Origin of the sequence: Actinocatenispora sera (assembly GCF_018324685.1) — a bacterium.
Classification (GTDB): domain Bacteria; phylum Actinomycetota; class Actinomycetes; order Mycobacteriales; family Micromonosporaceae; genus Actinocatenispora; species Actinocatenispora sera.
The window spans coordinates 268,938-290,506 of sequence record NZ_AP023354.1 but is presented as its reverse complement, the minus strand read 5'-3'; the positions used below and the strand labels follow the sequence as shown (position 1 = coordinate 290,506).

20 protein-coding genes, 1 tRNA gene and 1 pseudogene are annotated in these 21,569 nt (G+C 72.4%); 18 read left to right on the top strand and 4 right to left on the bottom strand.

Going from position 1 to position 21,569, the window contains the following annotated elements; all coding sequences use genetic code 11:
- Positions 1–77 precede the first annotated feature (77 nt).
- The 6 genes and pseudogenes from rsmA (at position 78) to Asera_RS01265 (ending at position 5,990) form a co-directional block, all read left to right on the top strand.
- Positions 78–982 (top strand): annotated as a pseudogene (gene rsmA / locus Asera_RS01290) (16S rRNA (adenine(1518)-N(6)/adenine(1519)-N(6))-dimethyltransferase RsmA).
- Between the two features lie 117 nt (positions 983–1,099).
- Positions 1,100–1,675, top strand: a complete 576-nt coding sequence (locus Asera_RS01285; RefSeq protein WP_030444796.1) for a hypothetical protein — start codon at positions 1,100–1,102, stop codon at positions 1,673–1,675.
- Between the two features lie 216 nt (positions 1,676–1,891).
- Complete coding sequence (locus tag Asera_RS01280; protein WP_030444797.1) at positions 1,892–2,887, top strand: 4-(cytidine 5'-diphospho)-2-C-methyl-D-erythritol kinase; 996 nt, start codon at positions 1,892–1,894, stop codon at positions 2,885–2,887.
- A 55-nt stretch (positions 2,888–2,942) separates the two neighbouring features.
- Entirely contained in the window at positions 2,943–4,757 is a 1,815-nt protein-coding gene (locus Asera_RS01275) for an ABC-F family ATP-binding cassette domain-containing protein (RefSeq protein ID WP_030444798.1), read from the top strand.
- Positions 4,758–4,881: 124 nt separating this feature from the next.
- Positions 4,882–5,292 carry a hypothetical protein gene (locus Asera_RS01270; protein ID WP_157034646.1) on the top strand — a complete coding sequence of 137 codons (411 nt, stop codon included), beginning with the start codon at positions 4,882–4,884 and terminating at the stop codon, positions 5,290–5,292.
- A gap of 245 nt (positions 5,293–5,537) precedes the next feature.
- A complete protein-coding gene (locus Asera_RS01265) occupies positions 5,538–5,990 on the top strand; it encodes a DUF4383 domain-containing protein (protein ID WP_035295567.1) in 453 nt (150 codons plus the stop codon).
- A gap of 83 nt (positions 5,991–6,073) precedes the next feature.
- On the opposite strand, the gene Asera_RS01260 is transcribed toward Asera_RS01265, so the two are convergent.
- Positions 6,074–6,724: a TetR/AcrR family transcriptional regulator gene (locus Asera_RS01260; RefSeq protein ID WP_051801803.1), complete on the bottom strand. Its 651-nt coding sequence runs from the start codon at positions 6,722–6,724 to the stop codon at positions 6,074–6,076.
- 101 nt (positions 6,725–6,825) lie between these two features.
- Between Asera_RS01260 and Asera_RS01255 the strand changes: the two genes are divergently transcribed.
- The 10 genes from Asera_RS01255 (at position 6,826) to Asera_RS01210 (ending at position 17,202) form a co-directional block, all read left to right on the top strand.
- Positions 6,826–7,761 carry a helix-turn-helix domain-containing protein gene (locus Asera_RS01255; protein ID WP_051801805.1) on the top strand — a complete coding sequence of 312 codons (936 nt, stop codon included), beginning with the start codon at positions 6,826–6,828 and terminating at the stop codon, positions 7,759–7,761.
- Between the two features lie 41 nt (positions 7,762–7,802).
- Positions 7,803–7,874, top strand: a tRNA-Gln gene (locus Asera_RS01250).
- A gap of 130 nt (positions 7,875–8,004) precedes the next feature.
- The gene (gene glmU, locus Asera_RS01245; protein WP_342344408.1) at positions 8,005–9,618 is read left to right on the top strand and encodes a bifunctional UDP-N-acetylglucosamine diphosphorylase/glucosamine-1-phosphate N-acetyltransferase GlmU; all 1,614 of its coding nucleotides are present in this window, start codon (positions 8,005–8,007) and stop codon (positions 9,616–9,618) included.
- Between the two features lie 27 nt (positions 9,619–9,645).
- Entirely contained in the window at positions 9,646–10,629 is a 984-nt protein-coding gene (locus tag Asera_RS01240) for a ribose-phosphate diphosphokinase (protein WP_030444804.1), read from the top strand.
- Between the two features lie 381 nt (positions 10,630–11,010).
- Positions 11,011–11,646, top strand: coding sequence for a 50S ribosomal protein L25/general stress protein Ctc (locus Asera_RS01235; RefSeq protein WP_030444805.1), 636 nt, complete (start codon positions 11,011–11,013; stop codon positions 11,644–11,646).
- Positions 11,647–11,751: 105 nt separating this feature from the next.
- A complete protein-coding gene (gene pth, locus Asera_RS01230; RefSeq protein ID WP_030444806.1) occupies positions 11,752–12,336 on the top strand; it encodes an aminoacyl-tRNA hydrolase in 585 nt (194 codons plus the stop codon).
- 92 nt (positions 12,337–12,428) lie between these two features.
- Positions 12,429–13,925, top strand: a complete 1,497-nt coding sequence (locus tag Asera_RS01225) for a sugar transferase (protein WP_084130971.1) — start codon at positions 12,429–12,431, stop codon at positions 13,923–13,925.
- A gap of 31 nt (positions 13,926–13,956) precedes the next feature.
- Positions 13,957–14,808 carry a 3'(2'),5'-bisphosphate nucleotidase CysQ gene (locus Asera_RS01220; protein ID WP_051801810.1) on the top strand — a complete coding sequence of 284 codons (852 nt, stop codon included), beginning with the start codon at positions 13,957–13,959 and terminating at the stop codon, positions 14,806–14,808.
- Positions 14,809–14,982: 174 nt separating this feature from the next.
- Positions 14,983–15,891, top strand: coding sequence for a sulfate adenylyltransferase subunit CysD (gene cysD, locus Asera_RS01215; RefSeq protein ID WP_030444809.1), 909 nt, complete (start codon positions 14,983–14,985; stop codon positions 15,889–15,891).
- A 15-nt stretch (positions 15,892–15,906) separates the two neighbouring features.
- Positions 15,907–17,202 carry a sulfate adenylyltransferase subunit 1 gene (locus tag Asera_RS01210; protein ID WP_030444810.1) on the top strand — a complete coding sequence of 432 codons (1,296 nt, stop codon included), beginning with the start codon at positions 15,907–15,909 and terminating at the stop codon, positions 17,200–17,202.
- A 133-nt stretch (positions 17,203–17,335) separates the two neighbouring features.
- On the opposite strand, the gene Asera_RS01205 is transcribed toward Asera_RS01210, so the two are convergent.
- Positions 17,336–18,004, bottom strand: coding sequence for a TetR/AcrR family transcriptional regulator (locus tag Asera_RS01205; RefSeq protein WP_244843680.1), 669 nt, complete (start codon positions 18,002–18,004; stop codon positions 17,336–17,338).
- A 93-nt stretch (positions 18,005–18,097) separates the two neighbouring features.
- Here Asera_RS01205 and Asera_RS01200 point away from each other — a divergent pair, with 93 nt between their 5' ends.
- The gene (locus tag Asera_RS01200) at positions 18,098–19,087 is read left to right on the top strand and encodes a zinc-binding dehydrogenase (RefSeq protein WP_030444812.1); all 990 of its coding nucleotides are present in this window, start codon (positions 18,098–18,100) and stop codon (positions 19,085–19,087) included.
- Positions 19,088–19,166: 79 nt separating this feature from the next.
- Here Asera_RS01200 and Asera_RS01195 read toward each other — a convergent pair whose 3' ends face one another.
- On the bottom strand, positions 19,167–20,006 hold the full coding sequence (locus Asera_RS01195; protein ID WP_211255487.1) for a TNT domain-containing protein: 840 nt from the start codon (positions 20,004–20,006) through the stop codon (positions 19,167–19,169).
- 90 nt (positions 20,007–20,096) lie between these two features.
- The gene (locus Asera_RS01190) at positions 20,097–20,549 is read right to left on the bottom strand and encodes a MarR family winged helix-turn-helix transcriptional regulator (RefSeq protein ID WP_035295572.1); all 453 of its coding nucleotides are present in this window, start codon (positions 20,547–20,549) and stop codon (positions 20,097–20,099) included.
- Positions 20,550–20,658: 109 nt separating this feature from the next.
- Between Asera_RS01190 and Asera_RS01185 the strand changes: the two genes are divergently transcribed.
- Positions 20,659–21,504: an NmrA/HSCARG family protein gene (locus Asera_RS01185; RefSeq protein WP_030444815.1), complete on the top strand. Its 846-nt coding sequence runs from the start codon at positions 20,659–20,661 to the stop codon at positions 21,502–21,504.
- The last annotated feature ends 65 nt before the right edge of the window (positions 21,505–21,569 follow it).

The window sequence follows — 21,569 nt, the reverse complement described above, 5'->3', positions numbered from 1 at the left end:
GCGACCGGCCGGTCCCGTCCACCGATCCGGCCGACGATCGGCCGGTCCCGTCCGCCGACCCGACCGGCGACCGGCCGGTGCCGTCCGGGCTGCTCGGGCCGGCGCAGATCCGGGCGCTCGCCGCCGAACTCGGCGTCACGCCGACCAAGGCGCTCGGCCAGAACTTCGTCATCGACCCGAACACCGTGCGCCGCATCGCCGCCGCCGCCGACCTGACCCCGACGACGTGGTCGTCGAGGTCGGGCCGGGGCTCGGCTCGCTCACCCTGGCGCTGCTGCCCGCCGCCCGCCGGCTGTACGCGGTGGAGATCGACCCGCGGCTCGCCGCCCGGCTGCCCGCCACCGTCGCCGGGCACGCGCCGCAGCACGCCGACCGGCTGCGGGTGCTCGCCGCGGACGCGCTGCGCATCGGCGCCGACGCGTTCGCCGAGCCGCCGACGGCGCTGGTCGCGAACCTGCCGTACAACGTGGCGGTACCGGTGCTGCTGCACCTGCTTTCGCAGCTGCCCACGCTCGCGCACGGGCTGATCATGGTGCAGCAGGAGGTGGCCGACCGGCTGACCGCCGGGCCCGGCTCCCGCACCTACGGGGTGCCGTCGGCGAAGCTCGCCTGGTACGCGGCGGCCCGGTCCGCCGGCTCGGTCGGCCGCTCGGTGTTCTGGCCGGTACCCAACGTCGACTCCGGCCTGGTCGCCTTCACCCGCCACGACCCGCCCGCCATGCCGGCCGCCCCCGCGCCGCCGGACGAGGCCGCGCCGGGCGCGGGGGCGCCTGGCGCGACGGTGTCGCGGGAGGCGGTGTTCGCGGTGGTGGACGCCGCGTTCGCGCAGCGCCGCAAGACGCTGCGGGCCGCGCTGGGCCGGTGGGCCGGCAGCCCGCCGCGCGCCGAACAGCTGCTGCGGTCCGCCGGCGTGAACCCGTCCGCCCGCGGCGAGTCCCTCACCATCGCCGAGTTCGCCCGCATCGCCGCCGCGGCCCGCTGAGCGGGGTCCGCAACCCGGCTGTCGGTTCGGGCGTGGTTTGTCGGATCCGGGCGCGCCGTCACTGTGCGATCGCCCGATCCGCGCCGGCTCACCGCCCACCGACAGCATGGAGGATCCATGGTCACCACCCGCCGCGCCCGCCCCGGTCGCCTGGTACTGGCCGCTCTCGCGGCCGCCGCTGCGGCGTCCGGACTGCTCGCCGCCGCCGGCCCCGCGTCGGCGACCGGTGACGCATCGTCCGCGGCGGCTGCCGGCCCCGCGAGCGTGGCCCACCCCGCCGTCTCGCGGCAGGGCAAGGACTGCACCGCGGCGCCGGCAAAGCAGATCGCCACCAGGGACATCTACAGCCCGTACGACACCCTCGGCTGGGCGGAGATGCTGCAGGGCACCTCGGGCCCCTGCAAGGACTACAAGTGGATCGCGAACCACGTCACGACCGCGTTCTCGACCACGACCGGCGACACCGTCTACTTCCGCATCGGTACCTGCAGCGACCTGTACGGGGACTGCCCCGGGCCGATGGGTGACGTCTCCTTCACACCCGGACCGGACCTGACGGTCCAGCCGGGCGACTACGTCACCGGCGCCATCCCCGGGAAGGGCACCCTGCGGTACGGGACCGTGCAGGCGCGGGAGACCTACGGATGGGTCTATTACGCGAGCAACGGGGACCAGGCCCAGTTCTGGGGCTGACCCACCGCCTCGCCCCGTCGACGACGATCGGGCCGCGGACCACGCCCTGGTCCGCGGCCCGCGGCGGGCCGGTACCTGGCCGGTGCCGCCTCGGCCGGCGACCGGTGCCGCTCCGGGCCGGGCCCGGTGCCGCGCCGGGCCGGGGTCCGTGCGGGGCCGCGACCCGGGCCCGGGATGCTGGTACCCGGTGCACGCCGTCGCGGAAAGGGGCATGGCATGACGCAGTCCGGGGCGCTCCCGGCGAACCGGCCCGGCGCGGTGCGGGTGCGGGTACCAGCCAAGATCAACCTGCGGTTGTCGGTCGGTGCGCCGCGCCCCGACGGGTTCCACCCGCTGGACACTGTCTACCAGGCCATCTCGCTGTACGACGAGATCTCGATCGAGCACGCCGACCGGCTGCGGCTGACTCTCGACGGGATCGGCGCCAACACCCTGCCCACCGACGGCACCAACCTCGCGGTACGCGCCGCCGCGCTGCTCGCCGACCGCCTCGGCGTTGCCCCGAACGTGGCTGTTCACCTGGACAAACACATCCCGCTGGCCGGCGGGCTGGCCGGCGGCAGCGCCGATGCCGCCGCGGTACTCGTCGGCTGCGACGCGCTGTGGCGCGGCGGGCACAGCCGCGCCGATCTCGCCGCGCTCGCCGCCGACCTCGGCAGCGACGTGCCGTTCCTGGTGATCGGCGGCACCGCGCACGGCACCGGCCGCGGTGAGCTGGTCGAGCCGGTACCCGCCGTCGGGCCCTGGCACTGGGTGGTCGCCGCCGCCGACGGTGGCCTGTCCACTCCCCGGGTGTACGGGCAGCTCGACGCCCTGCGCGCCACCGGCGCCGCACCACCCCCCACCCTCCCCGCGCTTCCGGACGACGACGCCGCTGGCCCGGCGCGCGACCTTGCCATGCCATCGCTCGTACCGGATCGGTTGTTGGCGGCGCTGCGGTCCGACGACCCGGCCGAGCTCGCCGCGACGCTCGCCAACGACCTGCAGCCGGCCTCGATCGCGCTGCGCCCGGCGCTGCGACGTACGCTCGATGCCGGGCTGGCGGCGGGGGCGCTCGCCGCCCTGGTGTCCGGCTCCGGACCGAGCTGCCTCTGCCTCGCCGCCGACGCGGCCGACGCCGCCCGCATCGCCGCCGAACTCACCGAACGTGGGGTGTGCTCGGCGGCGCACGTCGCGGTCGGCCCGGTGGCCGGCGCCACCGTGCTGACCTGATCGCCGTACCGCCCTGACCGCCCGTACGACCGAGTACCGAGGAAGGACCGCCCGCGTGGCCAACATCGTCAACCTGGACCGGGTCGCCAAGCAGTACGCCTCCGGGGTGCTGCTCGACGACGTCTCGCTCGGGCTCGACGACAGCGACCGGGTCGGCGTGGTCGGTCTCAACGGCGCCGGCAAGTCGACCCTGCTGCGGTTGATCACCGGCGCCGAGGAGCCCGACTCCGGCCGGCTCACCCGCCGCCGCGGCCTCGCCGTCGGATCGCTGCCGCAGCAGGTCGACCTGCCGCCCACGGCCACCGTGCGAGACGTGGTCGTCGGCGACGCCTGGCTGCCGGCGCTCGGCGCGGACACCGAACACGGCCCGGCCGAGCACGTGTGGGCCGGCGACGCCGCGGTCCGGGCCGTCCTGCGCGGCCTCGGCATGCCCGGCCTCGGCCTGGACACCGAGACCGGCCCGCTCTCCGGCGGTGAGAAGCGCCGGGTCGCGCTCGCCGCGCTGCTGATCCGCCCCGCCGACCTGCTGATCCTCGACGAGCCGACCAACCACCTGGACATCGCCGGCGTCTCCTGGCTCGCCGCCTGGCTGACCCGCGAACACCGCGGCGCGCTCGCCGTCGTCACGCACGACCGCTGGTTCCTGGACGCGGTGTGCACCACCACCTGGGAGGTCGCCGACGGCACCGTCCGCTCGTACGAGGGCGGGTACGCGGCGTGGACGCTCGCCCGGGCCGAACGCGTCCGCCGGGAGACCGTCACCGAGGCGCGCCGGCAGAACCTGCTGCGCAAGGAACTCGCCTGGCTGCAGCGCGGCGCACCCGCCCGTACCAGCAAGCCCAAGTTCCGGATCGACGCGGCGAACGCGCTGATCGCCGACGTACCGCAGCCACGCGACGGCGTCTCGCTGCACCGCCTGGCCACCGCCCGCCTCGGCAAGCAGGTGTACGACCTGGAGAACGTGACCGTCGCGCACGGCGACCGGGGCATCCTCGCCGACGCCACGTTCCGGGTCGGGCCCGGTGACCGGATCGCGCTGGTCGGCGCGAACGGCACAGGCAAGACGACGCTGCTGCGACTGCTCACCGAGCAGCTGACCCCCGACACCGGTACCGTCCGGGTCGGTCAGACCGTGCGCGCCGGCTACCTGTCCCAGCAGCTGTCCGAGCTGCCCACCGACGCCCGGGTACTGGAGGCCATCGAGCAGGTCGCCCGCCGGGTCCGGCTCGGCGACCGGGAACTGACCGCGGCCCAGCTCGCCGAGCTGTTCGGGTTCGGCGAATCCCGGCTGTGGTCGGTGGTGGCCGACCTGTCCGGCGGCGAACGACGCCGGCTGCAACTGCTCCGGCTGCTCGCCGGCGAACCCAACGTCCTGCTGCTCGACGAGCCCACCAACGACCTCGACACCGACACCCTGGCCGAACTGGAAGACCTGCTCGACTCCTGGCCGGGCACGCTGATCGTCGCCAGCCACGACCGGTACCTGGTGGAACGGGTCTGTGACACCGTCTTCGCGCTGCTCGGCGACGGTGCCGTCACGCACCTGCCGGGCGGCATCGACCAGTACCTGACGCTGCTGCCCGAGCCCGGCGACGGAGACCAGACCCCGGTCACCGCGGCCCCGGCCACCACACCGGAGCGCACCGGCCCCAGCGCCGCCCAGGTACGCGCCGGCAAGAAGGAGCTGGCCCGGCTGGAGCGGCTCGTCGCCCGGCTGGAAACCAAGGAGTCCGACCTGCACACCCAGCTGGCCGAGCACGCCACCGACTACGCCAAGGTCACCGAACTTGACGCGCAACTCGCTCAGCTGCGCTCCGAGCGCGCCGCGGCCGAGGAGGAATGGCTCACCCTCGCCGCCTCCCTCGACTGACCGCCGGCCGACACCCGCTACGGAGGCGCTCGCCGTCCCGGCGAACGCCCCCATCGACCTTGATCAATTACCGGCTTCCCTGGGAAGATCCTGTCAGTCCCGTTACCTGACCCATAGGGGAGTCATGTCGAAAGGCCGCATCGCCCGTCGAGTTCTCGTCCCGCTGTCCCTCGCCGCCCTCGGCATGGGCATGCTGACCGCGCCCGCCGCCGCCAGCGACTACGTCTGCACATCCGGCTGTGCCGGCGAAGCCAAGTTCGAACCGGTGGGCGAGCACTTCTACATCGCAGACCTCAAGGCGGACGGCCACTCCGTCGTCGTGCGCTACGTGCGGCACGACGTCTGCAGCCCGATCAGCGGCAGGTGCCAGGTCAACCTCGCCTGGAACCACAACGGCGCGAACTCGGTGCCGGTCGACCACAACATGGACATCGCCGAGGGCGTCGAGGTCGACTGGAACGTCTGCCTCGGCGAGTACGGCTCCCAGACGATCCTCTACGACACCTGCCACTCCGTGATCGTCAGCCACGCCTAGCCACGCGGACCCCGCGACCGCTCGCCAGCCGGCGCGCGGGTGCGTACCGGTTCGGTATGCGCCCGCGCCACCGGTACGCCGACCGGCCAACCCGGCACCGGCGCCGAACACACCACGAGTTGCCGGGGTATCGGCACCGCCGGAACCCCATGGTGAACAATCCGTGCTGGAACGGGTTTGCCCGGCGAACGAGGTCGTCCGGCGCCAACCCGGAGCACCGGTGACCAGCATTCGAGGGGACCGTCATGGCCAGCCACCTGCCCGTCAACCACCACATGCGCGGCTTCTGGCGGGTGCTCTCCGCGCTGGCCGGGCTCTACATCCTGATCTTCGGCATCGTCGGCGTCATCCAGACCAGCGGCATGGCCACGTTCGCCACCGAGGGCGAGCGGGTCCTCGGACTCACCACCAACCCGGGCTTCTCCGCCATCTCCATCGTGGTCGGCGCGGTGATCTTCCTGGCCTCGGTGATCGGCCGCAACATCGACGTCGTGGTCAACCTGATCTTCGGCTGCCTCTTCGTGCTGGCCGGACTGTTCAGCCTCGCGTTCCTGCGCACGGACCTGAACTACTTCGCCTTCTCCGTCACCAACTGCATCGTCTCGTACGTGTTGGGCGGGATCGTCGGCGTCTCGTCGCTGTACGGCCGGGTCCGCCGCACCGCGCCCACCCGCGCCGGCCAGCACGCCGCCGCCTGAGGCGCACCCCGCCGCTCACCCGGCCCGGGCCACTCACCCGGCCAGGCGTCCGGGTCGTCCGGTCAGCGCCCGGGTCGCCCCCGTCAGGCGTCCGGGTCGGACGCCGGCGCGACGTTCGGGTGCGGCTCGTGCTCCAGGTGCGCCAGACCGTTCCACACCAGGTTCACCAGGTGCGTCGCCACCACCTCGCGCGGCGGCTGCCGCACATCCAGCCACCACCGCCCGGTGAACGCCACCAGCCCGGTCAACGCCTGCGCGTACAGCTCCGCCAACCCCCGGTCGTACCCGCGCGCCGCGAACCCGGCCGCCACATGGTGCTGCACCCGGTGCGCCACCTCGTTGAGCAGCCCGGCGAAGCTGCCGCCGTCGGACATCATCGGCGAGTCGCGCATCAGCACCCGGAACCCGTCGGTGTCCTCCTCGATGTAGCGCAGCAGCGCCAGCGTCGCCTGCTCCAGCAACCGCCGCGGATGCCCCGCCGTCAACGCCGCCGTGATCTGCTCCAGCAGCGCCCGGACCTCCCGGTCCACCACCGCGTGGTACAGCTTCTCCTTGTCGCCGAAGTGCTCGTACACCACCGGCTTCGACACGCCGGCGCGGGCCGCGACCTCCTCCATGCTGGCCCCGTCGTACCCGCGCTCGGCGAACAGCGCCCGCCCCACCCCCAGTACCTGCTCGCGGCGCTGCGCGGCCGTCATCCGTACCCGGCGACGTTCGCCGCCCACCTCAGCCATCCGCCCATCCTCGCAGAGTCCGCAGCTCACCCGCGGTCGTCGTACCCCCGCCGTAGCGTCACCTCGATACCGGACGGCAACCAGGAAGGGACGCGGACGGCATGACAGCAGACACGGGGGACGCCACCGCCCGACAGGCCCGTATCGCCGAGGCCAGAAGGCTCCGCGCCGAGGACGGCCTGTCCAAGAGCCAGATCGCCGAGCGACTCGGCGTCTCCACCGGCCTGCTCTCGAAGTGGCTGCAGGGCGTCGACCCGCCTGCCTGGACCAAGCGCCCCAACGCCAAGGACGACCTCCGCGAACGCGCCCGCGAGCTGCGCCGGCAGCACCGCTCGGTGCCGGAGATCGCGACCGAACTCGGCATCGTGAAGTCCACCGCGTACCAGTGGGTCCGCGACATCCCGCTCGACGCCGATGCCCGCAAGGCGCTGTTCGCCCGGGAACACTCATCCACTACCGGCCACGGCCAGATGATGGCCGAGACCCGCTGGTCCGAATACCGAGCCGAGCGGGACGCCCGCCAAGTCGAGCGTGTGAACAACGCTGCAGAATCGGTGAGCTGTATGACCCGCGATGAACTCATCCGGATCGGCGCGATGATGTACTGGTGTGAAGGCACCAAAGCCAAGCCCTGGAACTCCACCCGGCGCATCACCTTCGTGAACAGCGACGCCGGTTTGATCTCGGTCTTCCTTGCCTTCCTGCGTGCCATCGGGGTGGAACAGGCCAACATCGACTTTCGCGTCCAGATCCACGAGACGGCCGATGCTGAGGCGGCCGTCCAATGGTGGGCGGCGAGCGTCGGTGTCGAGCCGGAGACTTTCCGGCGGACCTCGCTCAAACGCCACAATCCCAAAACGGTTCGCCACAACACCGGAGCGGACTATCACGGCTGTCTGATCGTCTCCGTGCGGCGAAGTCGCGCGATCTACGACATGGTCGAGGGCTTGGTGATCGGGGTGGTGCGTGCAGCAGGCCTCCCTTCCGCTCCATGCGACCCTGACCGCAGTGACGGTAGCGTGATCGTGGGAAGATGACCGTCGATCGCTCGGCCCCGGCCACGGAGAGCGGTTCGTGATGGGGTGTGGGGTAACGGCAACCCGCAGACCTTTGGAGTCTTGAGCTCCCGGTTCGAATCCGGGCACCCCAGCATTGAGAGGATGCATCGGTGGAGCGTGTGGCGTATCCAGCGAGAGGTTCACCCGCGGGGGCTGAGGGGCTGAACGGCGGTTAGCATGGGCTCCGGTCCGATGACTCGGCGCCGAAAGGGAGCCCGCAGCGTGAGCGAGCCAACCAGTCGCCCCGACCCTGCGTACGACGCGGATGGTGGCGGGCGCACCGTCATCGTGCTGGCCGCGGGTCTCGGCACCCGGATGAAGTCGGCGAAGCCCAAGGTTCTGCACACCCTGCTGGGGCGATCCCTGCTCGGGCACGTGCTCGCCGCCGCCGAACCGCTGGCCGCGCAGCGCACCCTGGTGGTCGTCGGCGCCGGCGCCGACCAGGTCTCCGCCCACCTGGCCGAGATCGCGCCGGGCGCCGAGCCGGTGCGCCAGGCCGAGCAGCGCGGGACGGGGCACGCCACCCGGGTCGCCATCGAGCAGGCGCCGGCGGCGGCCGGCACGGTCGTGGTGCTCACCGGCGACGTGCCGCTGCTGCGGGCCGAGACGCTGGCCGAGCTGGTCGCGGCGCACGAGCGGGCCGGCGCGGCGGCGACGGTGCTGACCGCGGCGCCGCCGGACGTGACCGGGCTGGGCCGGATCGTACGGGACGAGCACGGTGCGGTCGTCGGCATCGTCGAGGAGCGGGACGCGACGCCGGAGCAGCGCCGGATCCGGGAGATCAACTCGGGCATCATCGCGTTCCGCGCGGATGCGTTGCGGGCCACGCTGGCGGAACTGCGCAGCGACAACGACCAGGGCGAGGAGTACCTGACCGACACGGTCGGCCTGCTGGTCAAGGCGGGGGAGCCGGTCGGTGCGTACGTGGCGGCCGACGCCACCGAGACGATGGGTGTCAACGACCGGGCGCAGCTGGCCGCGCTGGGTGCGCTGCTGCGGGACCGGATCAACGCGGCCTGGATGCGGGCCGGCGTGACGATGGTCGACCCGGCGAGCGTGTGGCTGGACGTGACGGTGACGCTGGCGCCGGACGTGCTGCTGGAGCCGCAGGTGCAGTTGCGCGGTGCGACGTCGGTGGGGGCCGGCGCGACCGTCGGCCCGGACACCACGCTGGTGGACACCGAGGTGGGCGCCGGGGCGTCGGTGGTCCGCGCGCAGGCGAGCGGTGCGGTGGTCGGGCCGGACTGTTCGGTCGGCCCGTTCGCCTACCTGCGGCCGGGTTCGCGGCTGCACGCCGGTGCGAAGGTCGGCACGTACGTGGAGACGAAGAACGCGGAGATCGGTGCGGGCAGCAAGGTGCCGCACCTGTCGTACGTGGGTGACGCGACGATCGGCGAGCAGACCAACATCGGCGCCGCCACGGTGTTCGTCAACTACGACGGGGTGCACAAGCACCGCAGCCGGATCGGCAGCTTCGCCCGGACCGGTGCGGACAACATGTTCGTGGCGCCGGTGGAGGTCGGCGACGGCGCATACACCGGGGCGGGTGCGGTGATCCGGCGGGACGTGCCGCCGGGCGCGCTGTCGTACTCGGCGGCGCCGCAGCGGGTGGTGCCGGACTGGACGGTGGGGCATCGTCCGGACACACCGGCGGCCGCGGCTGCGATCAAGGCCACCGAGCGGGATGCTGTCGAGGATGCGGCAGCGGCGGCGGGGCAGACTTCGCCCCGGCCGGGGCTCGCCGTTCCCGGCAGCTCCGAATCCGGCGGCGCCGACTCCGGTTCCACCGGCTCTGCCGACGGGGCCGGTTCCTCCGGCTCTGCCGGTGAGTGTTGATTTTCCATCGCTAGGGGGGCGGCCGTCATGGGCAGCATCGTCGCGGAGAACCACAAGTCGTTGATGCTCTTCTCGGGCCGGGCGTACCCCGCCCTGGCGGAGGAGATCGGGCAGGCGTTGGGGGTTTCGCCGACGCCGACCGATGCGTACGACTTCGCCAACGGCGAGATCTACGTGCGTTACAACGAGTCGGTGCGCGGCTCGGATGCCTTCGTGGTGCAGAGCATGACGGAGCCGATCAACCAGTGGGTGATGGAGACCCTGCTGATGATCGACGCGTTGAAGCGGGGTTCGGCGAAGCGGATCACGATCGTGGTGCCGTTCTACCCGTACGCGCGGCAGGACAAGAAGCATCGCGGCCGGGAGCCGATCTCGGCCCGGCTGGTGGCCGACCTGTTCCGGACCGCCGGCGCGGACCGGATCCTGACGGTGGATCTGCACACCGCGCAGATCCAGGGGTTCTTCGACGGCCCGGTGGATCACCTGTTCGCGCTGGATCTGCTGGCCGACTACGTGCGGAACAAGTACGACGGCCGGGACATGACGGTGGTGTCGCCGGATTCGGGTCGGGTGCGGCTGGCGGAGCGTTGGACGGAGCGGCTGGGTGGTTGCCCGCTGGCGTTCATTCACAAGACCCGGGACATCACCCGGCCGAACGAGGTGTCGGCGAACCGGGTGGTCGGTGAGGTCGAGGGCCGGGTGTGTGTGGCGATCGACGACATCATCGATTCGGGCGGCACGATCTGCAAGGCGGCGGACGCGCTGTTCGCCGCGGGCGCGGCGGACGTGATCGTCGCGGCGACGCACGGGGTGTTGTCGGATCCGGCGACCGAGCGGTTGAAGAACTCGCAGATCTCGGAGGTGATCATGACCAACACGCTGCCGATCCCGCCGGAGAAGCGGTTGGACAAGATCACCCAGTTGTCGATCGCGCCGTTGATCGCGCGGGCGATCCGGGAGGTCTTCGCGGACGGCTCGGTCACGACGCTGTTCGGCGGTTTGTCCGGCTAGCGCGCTTCGGCGCCCAGGGTTCGTCGCGGCGGGTGTACGGCGCGGTCACGTCGGCGTGATCGGGGTTGCCGTGACCGACGTTCGGGTGCGTGCCGCGTCTCATCGTCGGACCCGGGGACACGTGCGAGAGGGCCGGGGCTAGACTGGGTGGGTTGCCATGGCGAGGGTGGCCACGGTCCGGTTTCGATCCTGATCGGTCTGGTTCTTCGAGAGCCACTGTTTCGGTCGGCGTGATCGGCCTTGTGGCCGTCGTTATCGACACGGTGTTGAGCCAGCACGGTTGACCCGGGTCGCGCGCGCTCCCGCCCGGCACCGCAGCGCTCGGCGCCCTGCCGAGCCAGTTCGCAATCAGGCCGCAGCATCGTTTACAGGAGTACTCCCGTGTCCGAGGTCCGTATCAGCGCCGAGCCCCGCACAGAGTTCGGCAAGGGTGGTGCCCGCCGTACTCGTCGGGCAGGGAAGATTCCCGCCGTGCTGTACGGCCACGGCGAGAAGCCGAAGCATGTCGCACTGCCGGCGCACGAGTTCACCAACGCGTTGCGTCACGGTGGGGCGAACCAGCTGTTCACGATCGAGTTGGCGGACGGCGCGCGCACCCTGGCGCTGCCGAAGGCGCTGCAGCGCGACCCGATCAAGGACACCATCGACCACGTCGATCTGCTGATCGTGCGGCGCGGCGAGAAGGTCGCGGTCGAGGTGGCGGTGCACATCACCGGCGAGATGGCCAAGGAGTCCGACGGCCTGGTGGTGCAGGATCTGGACACGCTGGCGGTGAACGTCGAGGCGACGCACGTGCCGGAGCAGTTCGAGGTGTCGATCGAGGGTCTGGGTGTCGGTGACCGGGTGCTGGCGGGGCAGGTGCCGCTGCCGGAGGGCGCCGAGCTGACCGGTGACCCGGAGGCGACCGTGGTGTCGATCGTGGCGGCGCCGAGCGCCGCGCAGGTCGAGGCGGAGACCTCGACGGAGGGCGGTGCGGAGGCGTCGGCGGCCGAGGAGGCCGAGAAGGTCGAGGCCTGAGCCGGGGTTCGGCGACAGGCCTGAGCGGACCCGGCAGCAGGGTCTCGTAGTCTCGACGGGGGCGTGCGAATGGCACGCCCCCGTTTCGTGTGCGTGGGAGGGCTGGTGTCCGGACCGTTCGTGGTGGTCGGGTTGGGCAATCCGGGCCCGGAGTACGCGACGCACCGGCACAATGCCGGGTTCCTGGTGGCGGATGTGTTGGCGGGCCGGTTGGGTGCGGCGTTCAAGCGGCATGGCCGGGCGAAGGCGCAGGTCGCGGAGGGCTGGTTGGGTGGCCCGGGCGGTTCCAAGCTGGTGGTGGTGAAGCCGCAGTCGTTCATGAATCTGGCGGGTGGGCCGGTGGCGGCGGTCGCGGCGTTCTACTCGGTCGGGGTGGATCGGCTGGTCGTGGTGCACGACGAGCTGGATCTGCCGTACGGGTCGGTCCGGCTCAAGCGCGGTGGCGGCGAGGGTGGTCACAACGGCCTGCGGTCGATCTCGCGGTCGCTGGGCAGCAAGGAGTACGCGCGGGTCAGGTTCGGGATCGGCCGGCCGCCGGGCCGTCAGGATCCGGCCGACTTCGTGTTGAAGCCGTTCTCCTCGGTGGAGCGCAAGGAGCTCGACGTGCTGGTGGAGCAGGCGGCAGATGCGGCGGAGGCGGTCGTGGAGCATGGGGTGGAGTGGGCCCAGAACTCGTTCCACGCAACGTAATAGCAACGTTACGTGTTGTTGCCGTGACGAAGTGATCCGTCCCGGCGTTGTCTTCGCTGAATGACCGGTGTGTGGCGGCGGAGGCATGGCCGATGGTGGACGTGGCGGCGCCCGCGGCGCGTCCGTTGCCTGCGGTGGATCTGCCGGTGGCCGTCGGGCCGGCGCGGACCCGGGTGCGGCGCCGGCCGTGGGAGTCCCGGTACCTGCTGGCGATGCTGGCCGGTGACCTGGCGGTCGGGCTGCTGGCCGGCGCGATCGGCTTCTCGGCCCGGTTCGGTCCCGATGTGACCGCCTACAACAGGGTGTACCTGCTGGTCGTGGCGCTGTTGCCGGTGGGCTGGGTGGCGGCGCTGGCGGCCAATCACGCGTACGAGAAGCGCCGGTTGTTCGTCGGTACGGCGGAGTACGAGCGGGTGTTGCGGGCCGGCGTGACGCTGGCCGCGGTGGTGACGGTCGGGTCGTACCTGGCGGAGGTGCGGCTGTCCCGCGGGTACGTGGTGATCGTGTTGCCGCTGGCGGTGGTGGCGACGGTACTGGTTCGGTTCGCGTTGCGGCAGTGGCTGCACCGGCGGCGGGCGGCGGGACGGCACCTGCGGCGGGTGGTGGTGCTGGGGCACCGGCGGGCGGTGGCGCAGGTGTGCCGGCAGCTGCACCGCGAGCGCCACCACGGGTTGCAGGTGGTGGGCGCGTGCGTGCCGCGGCGGCGGCCCCGGCCGACCCTGGGCCCGGTGCCCGACCTGGGGGTGCCGGTGCTGGGTACCTTCGCCGACGCGGGTGCGGCGGTGGCGGCGGCGGAGGCGGACACGGTGATGGTGCTGTCCTGCCCGGAACTGGACGGGGTGGCGCTGCGCCGGCTGGCCTGGCGGCTGGAGCGGGTGGACGTGGACCTGATCGTGGCGAGCGCGCTGATCGACGTGGCGGGGCGGACCACGATCCGACCGGTGGACGGGCTGCCGATGCTGCATGTCGATCATGCCCGGCTGCGCGGGTCGGCGCGGGCGGCGAAGGCGCTGGTGGACCGGTGCGGTGCGGCGTTGTTGCTGCTGGTGCTGGCGCCGCTGCTGGCCGCGGTGGCGGTGGCGATCAAGCTGGACTCGCCGGGCCCGGTGCTGTACCGGCAGGGCCGGGTCGGCCGGGACGGCGCGGTGTTTGCGATCTGGAAGTTCCGCAGCATGTACGTCGACGCGGACGCCCGGCTCGCCGAGCTGGCCCGGCTGGACGAGGGCGCCGGGGTGTTGTTCAAGATCCGGGACGATCCGCGGGTCACCCGGATCGGCCGGTACCTGCGCCGGTTTTCCGTGGACGAGCTCCCCCAACTGGTGAACGTCCTGGTCGGGCAGATGTCGCTGGTCGGGCCGCGGCCCCCGCTGCCGGCCGAGGTGGCCCGCTACCCCGCGGACATGCTGCGCAGGCTGGTGGTCAAGCCTGGCCTGACCGGGTTGTGGCAGGTGTCGGGACGATCCGACCTGCCGTGGGAGGAGGCGATCCGCCTCGACCTGCGGTACGTCGAGACCTGGTCCCTGTCGTTGGACCTGGTGATCCTGCTGCGTACCGTTACGGCCGTGGTACGAACGTCCGGAGCCTACTGAGTTCCCGAACGACTGTGGCAGGAGTGGCGTCATGGAGGAGCAGTCGGCGCTCGCCGGCAGCGGCGTGGTGGCGCCGGCCAGCGATGCCGCGTTCGCCCGCTGGCTGGCCGACCGGGCCGGCACCGCGCTGGCCGAGTTGCGTGCCGAGCTGGGGTTCGGCGATCCGGCGGCGTTGCGCGCCGCCGGCGACCGGCGGGCGCACGAGTTGCTGGTCGACGAGCTGGCCCGGTGGCGGCCCGGCGACGCGGTGCTGTCCGAGGAGGGCGAGCGGTACGACCATGCCCGGCTCGCCGCCGAGCGGGTCTGGATCGTCGACCCGCTGGACGGCACCCGCGAGTTCGCCGAGGCGGGCCGATCCGACTGGGCGGTACACGTCGCGCTCTGGCAGCGCGGCGCCGCCGGCGGCGACCGGCCGGCGGACGCGGGCCGGCTGGTCGCCGGTGCGGTGGCGTTGCCGGCGCAGGCCGGTGGGACGGTGCTCGGCACCGACGCCCCACCGACGTACCCGCCGATGCACGCCGGCCCGATCCGGCTCGCCGCGAGCCGCACCCGGCCACCGGGGTTCCTCGCCGACCTGTGCGAACGGGTGGACGGCGAGGTGGTACCGATGGGGTCGGCCGGCGCGAAGATGGCCGCCGTGGTGCAGGGCCGGGTCGACGCCTACGTGCACGCCGGCGGGCAGTACGAGTGGGACTCGGCGGCACCGGTGGCGGTGGCCCTCGCGACCGGGCTGCACGCGTCCCGGGTGGACGGCTCGCCGCTGCAGTACAACCGGCCCGATCCGTGGCTGCCGGACGTGCTGGTCTGCCGGCGCGACCTGGCACCGCGGCTGCTGGAAGTGTTGGCCGAGCTAGGTGTCGGCCTGGAAGATGATGTGATGTGAGTTTCGCCGTGGACGCCTGACCCGGCGATCCGGCAGCATGGGTGGATCGATGACCCGCGCCCGCCTCGCCGCGGTGGCCCCGGAGACGGCCGACGTGCCACGGGTCGTTCGTGCGTCGCCGGGCCGGCTGGCCGCAGACCTCTGATCGACGTCGATACCGGACAGGAGTGGACGATGGGTTCCACCGACTACCGCTTCAGCCAGCTGGACGCGCTGGAGGCGGAGAGCATCTTCGTGTTCCGCGAGGTGGCCGCCGAGTTCGAACGTCCCTGTCTGCTGTTCTCCGGTGGCAAGGACTCGATCGTGATGCTGCACCTGGCGCAGAAGGCGTTCTGGCCGGCGCCGATCCCGTTTCCGGTGATGCACGTCGACACCGGGCAGAACTTCGCCGAGGTGCTCGCGTTCCGGGACCGCCGGGTGGAGGAGCTCGGCGTCCAGTTGATCGTGGCGAGCGTGCCGGAGGCGATCGAGACCGGCCTGGTGGTCGACCCGGCGAACGGGATGCGCAACCGGATCCAGACCCCGGTGCTGCTGGAGGCGGTGGAGAAGTACCGGTTCGACGCGCTGTTCGGCGGCGCCCGGCGGGACGAGGAGAAGGCCCGGGCCAAGGAGCGGATGTTCAGCTTCCGGGACGAGTTCGGCCAGTGGGATCCGAAGAACCAGCGGCCCGAGCTGTGGTCGTTGTACAACGCGCGGGTGCAGCCGGGCGAGTCGATCCGGGTGTTCCCGCTGTCGAACTGGACCGAACTCGACATCTGGCACTACATCGCGGCCGAGCGCATCGGCCTGCCCGACGTGTACTTCGCGGCCGATCGCGACGTGGTCGAGCGCGACGGCATGCTGTACGCGGTGAACGAGTTCATCGTGCTCGCCGACGGCGAGACGGTCCGCACCGAGCGGGTCCGGTACCGCACCGTCGGCGACGCGACCTGCACCGCGGCGGTGCCGTCCGAGGCCGACACGGTGGCGAAGGTGATCGACGAGGTGGCCGCGACGCGGATCACCGAGCGCGGTGCGACCCGCGGCGACGACAAGCTCAGCGAGTCCGCGATGGAGGACCGCAAGCGGGAGGGCTACTTCTAAATGGGCAGCGACCACGTGAGCGACGAGACGGGGCGTCCCGACGCCGAGCACGAGTCGGTCGACCTGCTGCGGTTCGCCACCGCCGGCAGCGTCGACGACGGGAAGTCGACGCTGATCGGCCGGCTGCTGTACGACTCGAAGTCGATCTTCACCGACCAGCTGGCGGCGGTCGAGTCGACGTCGGCGGCGCGCGGCGACGAGTACACCAACCTGGCGCTGCTGACCGACGGGCTGCGGGCCGAGCGGGAGCAGGGCATCACGATCGACGTGGCGTACCGCTACTTCGCCACGCCGCGGCGCAAGTTCATCATCGCCGACACCCCGGGACACATCCAGTACACCCGGAACATGGTCACCGGTGCGTCCACCGCCGACCTGGCGCTGATCCTGGTCGACGCGCGCAAGGGGCTGGTCGAGCAGTCCCGCCGGCACGCGTTCCTGTGCTCGCTGCTGCGGGTGCCACACCTGGTGCTGTGCGTGAACAAGATGGACCTGGTCGACTACTCGCAGCAGGTCTTCGATGACATTCACGCCGAGTTCACCGCGTTCGCCACCAAGCTCGACGCGCCCGACCTGACGGTCATCCCGATCTCGGCGCTGCACGGCGACAACGTGGTGTCCCGGTCGGCGAAGATGCCCTGGTACGAGGGGTCCTCGCTGCTGCACCACCTGGAGAACGTGCACATCGCGTCGGACCGCAACCTGGTCGACGCGCGGTTCCCGGTGCAGTACGTGATCCGGCCGCAGTCGTCCGCCCACCCCGACTACCGGGGGTACGCCGGGCAGATCGCATCCGGTGTGTTCAAGCCGGGCGACGAGGTGATGGTGCTGCCGTCCGGGTTCACCACCCGCATCGCCGGCATCGACACCGCGGACGGCCCGGTGGCCGAGGCGTTCGCGCCGATGTCGGTGACGATCCGGCTCGACGACGAGCTCGACGTCTCCCGCGGCGACCTGATCTGCCGGCCGAACAACGCTCCGGCGCAGGCGCAGGACATCGAGGCGATGATCTGCTGGATGGACGAGCAGCGGCCGCTGCGGCCGCGCGGCAAGTACGCCATCAAGCACACCACGCACTCGGCCCGGGCGATGGTGCGCGACCTGCACTACCGGCTCGACGTCAACACGCTGCACCGGGACGAGTCGGCGGATTCGCTGTCGCTGAACGAGATCGGCCGGATCAAGCTGCGCACCACCCGGCCGCTGCTCGCCGACGAGTACCGGCGCAACCGCACCACCGGCGGGTTCGTGCTCATCGACGAGCAGACCAACCGCACCGTCGCCGCCGGCATGATCGTCGCCACCGACTGATCCGCGGCCGCTTCCGGCTCGGGCCACCGCCGGCCCGGCACCACGCCGACCGGCGGCGGGTCGGGCCGCATGCCCGCCTCCCCGGCCCGCGCGGATGGCCCGCTGGCCGTGCGTGGGCGGCGCACCGCCGCCGTCAGGCGCCGAAGGCCAGCCGGCCGACCGGGGGCAGCGGCGGGTGGCCCGGTGCGGCCCGGAACGCCTCGACGGCGAGTGCGACGAAGCGTCGCGACGCGGCGACCCGGGCGGCGGTCGAGGTGCCCCGGATGCCGCGGTTGGCCATGATCATCAGGATCAGGTCGTCCAGGACGAAGTCGGCACGCAGCTGCCCGGCCCGTTGGGCCCGGGCGGCCAGCGTGTGCATCGCGGTCATCGTGCGGCTGCGTTCCGCGGCGAAGTCCACCGCCCTCGGGTACGTCGCGATGAAGGCCTCGGTGAATCCCCGGTCACCGGCGTGCAGCACGCAGATCCGCTCCAGTACCTGGCAGAAGCCGTGCCACGGATCCGGATCGGCCAGGCCCTCGTCGACGATGCCGCGGCAGGTGTGCAGCTGGTCGGTGAACGCCTCGGTGACGAGCCTTTCCTTGGTCGGGAAGCGCCGGTAGAGGGTCGCCGGACCGACCCCGGCGCGCCGGGCGACCTCGCGCATCGGTACGTCCAGCCCTTCGGTGGCGAACAGCGCGCGGGCTGCATCGAGGATCCGGTCCCGGTTGTCCCGGGCGTCCGAGCGCAGCGCGGTACCCGGTGCGTCGCGGCGCGTCCCGGCCCGCGCGCGGGTGCCCGGCTGAGGCAAACCATCGGTCACGACTCTCACTTTAGCCAAGTGGACGCTGGCGTCCGTTACGTTCGAGGCCGCCGGTCGGGAGCCACCCCGATCCACGAGTACGAGGAGACGCCGGTGCAGGCAGTCACGATCCAGACGTTCGGCGATCCGGCCGGCCTGGCCGTCGTCGATCTCCCGGCGCCGGTGCCGGCGGCCGGTCAGGTACTGATCGCCGTCGAGGCGATCGGGGTCTCCGGCGCCGACGCGATGATCCGCCGCGGCACGCTGGACGGGTACGGCTTCCGTCCGGGCCACGTGCCCGGCAGCGAGGTCGCGGGCGTGGTGACCGCGGTCGGCGATGGCGTCGACGGTTCCTGGCTGGGTCGCCGGGTGTGGGCGTTCACCGGCCTGGGCGGCGGGTACGCCGAGCTGGCGCTCGCCCCGGTCGAGGAGATCCTCCCGCTGCCCGGCGGGCTGTCCGCCGCCACGGCGGTGACGCTGGGCAGCTCCGGCGTCGTCGCCCACTTCGCGCTGGCGCACGCGCACTTCGCCGCCGGCGAGTCGGTACTGGTGCGGGGCGCCGCCGGCAGCATCGGGATCACCGCGGTGCAGGTCGCGGCCTCCGCCGGCGCCGGCGCGGTGGCGGTCACCACCGCCTCGGCCCGCCGCGGCGAGCGGCTGCGCGAGCTCGGCGCCACCCACGTACTCGACCGCGCCGGCCGTGCCGGCAGCGTGGGCCCTGCCGGCGCCGATGCGCCGGACCACTACGACGTGGTACTCGACATCGTGGCGGGCCCGGACCTGCCGGCGTTCCTCACCCGGCTCGCCCGCAACGGTCGGCTGGTCGCGGTGGGCGCGATCGCCGGTCCGCCGCCCGTGGACTTCGGCATGACACTGTTCGCGGCGTTCCAGCGGTCGTGGTCGTTCGCCACGTTCAGCGCCGACACGGTTCCGGTGACCGACCGCCAGGCGGTACGGACCGAGCAGTTCGCCGCCGCCGCCCGCGGCGAGTTGCGCACCGTGGTACACGCGTTGCTTCCGCTGGCGCAGGCGGCGTCGGCGCACCGCAGCATGGACGCCGGCGAGGTCTTCGGCCGCATCGTGCTGACTCCCACCGGCGGCTGACGGGTGCCGTGGCGGCCCTTGAGGTTCCCGACCGCCGGATCGCCCGCCGCGTCGGCCCCGCGGTCGAGCCGGGGCGGGTTCAGGCGGCCGGGTTCTGTTCGGTCAGGTAGTGGTGGGTGAGCAGCCAGGCGACGGTGAGGGCGGTGCCGGCGGCCGGGACGTAGGCCGGGTCGAGCTTGAACTGGCGGCCGTGCCCGGGCTGGCCGAACCAGGCCGCGATCGGCCCGGCGTCCACGGCGAACGGCCGGACCACGCAGTACTCGTGGTAGTTGCTGCCCGGCGTGCCGTCCGGGGTGTCGAGGTTCTGCGGCGGCAGCGCCCGCTGCGCGAACGGCGTACCGGTCGGGGCGAGGTACGCGCCGCCCGGATAGCCGAACCGGTCGATGCGCTCGCCGGGCAGCAGCGTCTCGCGGTGCTCGACCGGCCGGCCGTCGCGGACCACGAACCCGTCGTTCGGCGGGTACACCCACCGGTCGCCGTCGCGATAGCGCGTCTCGAACGTCGCCTCGGTCATCCCGCCGAGCCGCCGGTACCCGTGCAGCAGCGCGCCGACCGGCCGGTGGTGCGGCAGCGGCTGCGGGCCGAGGTACGCCTTGTCCCGGAAGTACCGCCGGGTCGGCTCGGCGTTCGCCGGCGTACCGGCATGGCAGCCGCTCGCCGGGCGCGTCTCGCCGGCGGGACGCGCCGTGCCGGACCCTGGTGAGCGCGCGGAGTTGGTCGCGGGACGGGCGATGGCGGACCCCGCCGGGCTCGTGGATCCGGTCGTGGGACGGGTGATGGCGGAACTGGCCGGCCTCGCGGAGCCGGTCCCGGGACGGGCGGCGGCGGGACCCGCTGGGTGCGCGGCCGCCGGGACGGCGGGGATGGCGACGAGTGCGGCGCTCGCGGCGGCGGCCACGACCAGGTGACGGATCCTCACGACCGAACCTCCGGCGGACGACGACGGTGTCCGCCTCATCTTCCCGATTTGGCCGGCGAATGACGGCCATTCATCCGAAAAGTGGCGAGGTCAGTCGCCGTGGGCGGCCTGCAGGGTCGCCTCCATCCGCCGCATCAGGCGCACCGCGTCGGCGCGCTGGCGCGGGGTCATGTCCCGGGTGGTGATGGTCTCCAGGTCGGCCCAGACCTGTTCTACCGCGGGCCGCAGGTCGCGGCCGGCCCGGGTCAGCGACACCACCCGGGCGCGCCGGTCGCTGGGTGATCCGGCACGGGTGAGCAGGCCCTGCTGTTCGAGGCTGCGGACGGTGCGGGCGACGGTGGACGGGTCGAGTCCGAGCGCGCGGGCCAGCTCGGACTGGGACCGGTGGTCGTGCTCCCACAGCTGCATCAGCAGCAGTTCCTGGCCCGGGTAGAGACCGACCCGCTGTAGCAGCTCGCCGGCGACCAGCCAGTGCGCCCGGGCCAGCCGCGGCACCATCGCGCTGACCGGGCCGGCCGGGGTCGGCTGTGGATTGATGGGCACACCACACGATAACCCGGCTCTGTGACAGGTATGAGAATCCTCTCTGTGGGAATACGTGGTATGCCACCTATTATCAATGGCATGCCAATGAAATCCGATGGAGGTAGTCATGGCTGACGATGTGATCGTGGTCTTCGGCGGTACCGGCCAGCAGGGCGGCGCGGTCGCCCGCGAACTGCTACGGCGCGGCCACCCGGTCCGGGCGATGGTCCGTGACCTGGCGAAGGCGCAGCCGCTCGCCGACGCGGGTGCCGACCTGGTCCGCGGCGACCTGGACGACCCGGCGTCGCTCGACGCCGCGCTCGCCGGCGCGTACGGGGTGTTCAGCGTGCAGTCGTTCACCGGCCCGGACGGCCTGGCCGGCGAGGTACGGCAGGGTCGCGCGGTCGCCGACGCCGCTGCCCGCGCCGGCATCAAGCACCTGGTGTACTCCTCGGTCGCCGGTGTCGAGCGCAACAGCGGCATCCCGCACTTCGAGAGCAAGAACGAGGTGGAACGGCACATCGCCGAGCTCGGGTTGCCCGCGACGATGCTGCGGCCGGTGTTCTTCCTGGACAACTTCGCCGGGATGGGCCCGCAGCCGACCGACAGCGGGCAGGTGCTGACGCTCGCGCTGCCGCCGGACCTTCCGCTGCAGATGATCGCCACGCGCGACATCGGCGTGTTCGCCGCCGATGCGTTCGAGCAGCCGGAGACCTACCTCGGCAGCGCCCTGGAGATCGCCGGTGAGGTGCTGACGCCCACCCAGATCGCCACGGTGTACACCGAGGTCACCGGCGTGCCAACGACGTTCCGGGAACAGCCGATCGAACAGCTGCGGGCGATCTCGACCGAGATGGCGACCATGTTCGCCTGGTTCGCCGCCGCCGGTTTCCGGGCCGACCTGCCCGCACTGCGCCGGACCCACCCGAACCTGACGACCCTCGCCGAGTGGCTCCGCGCCCGTACCAACTGAGCCGCCTCCACGGCGTCGTCCGGCCGCGCCCATGATTCCCGGCCACCGGGCGCCGTGATCGACCC

What these genes read in the sequence shown, in the direction of transcription:
- Asera_RS01185 (WP_030444815.1), top strand. Translation starts at nt 20,659, where the DNA reads ATGGCTGACGATGTGATCGTGGTCTTCGGCGGTACCGGCCAGCAGGGC.
- cysD (WP_030444809.1), top strand. Translation starts at nt 14,983, where the DNA reads ATGGGTTCCACCGACTACCGCTTCAGCCAGCTGGACGCGCTGGAGGCG.
- Asera_RS01240 (WP_030444804.1), top strand. Translation starts at nt 9,646, where the DNA reads ATGGGCAGCATCGTCGCGGAGAACCACAAGTCGTTGATGCTCTTCTCG.
- Asera_RS01255 (WP_051801805.1), top strand. Translation starts at nt 6,826, where the DNA reads ATGACAGCAGACACGGGGGACGCCACCGCCCGACAGGCCCGTATCGCC.
- Asera_RS01270 (WP_157034646.1), top strand. Translation starts at nt 4,882, where the DNA reads ATGTCGAAAGGCCGCATCGCCCGTCGAGTTCTCGTCCCGCTGTCCCTC.
- Asera_RS01265 (WP_035295567.1), top strand. Translation starts at nt 5,538, where the DNA reads ATGGCCAGCCACCTGCCCGTCAACCACCACATGCGCGGCTTCTGGCGG.
- Asera_RS01285 (WP_030444796.1), top strand. Translation starts at nt 1,100, where the DNA reads ATGGTCACCACCCGCCGCGCCCGCCCCGGTCGCCTGGTACTGGCCGCT.
- Asera_RS01225 (WP_084130971.1), top strand. Translation starts at nt 12,429, where the DNA reads ATGGTGGACGTGGCGGCGCCCGCGGCGCGTCCGTTGCCTGCGGTGGAT.
- Asera_RS01280 (WP_030444797.1), top strand. Translation starts at nt 1,892, where the DNA reads ATGACGCAGTCCGGGGCGCTCCCGGCGAACCGGCCCGGCGCGGTGCGG.
- Asera_RS01220 (WP_051801810.1), top strand. Translation starts at nt 13,957, where the DNA reads ATGGAGGAGCAGTCGGCGCTCGCCGGCAGCGGCGTGGTGGCGCCGGCC.
- Asera_RS01260 (WP_051801803.1), bottom strand. Translation starts at nt 6,724, where the DNA reads ATGGCTGAGGTGGGCGGCGAACGTCGCCGGGTACGGATGACGGCCGCG.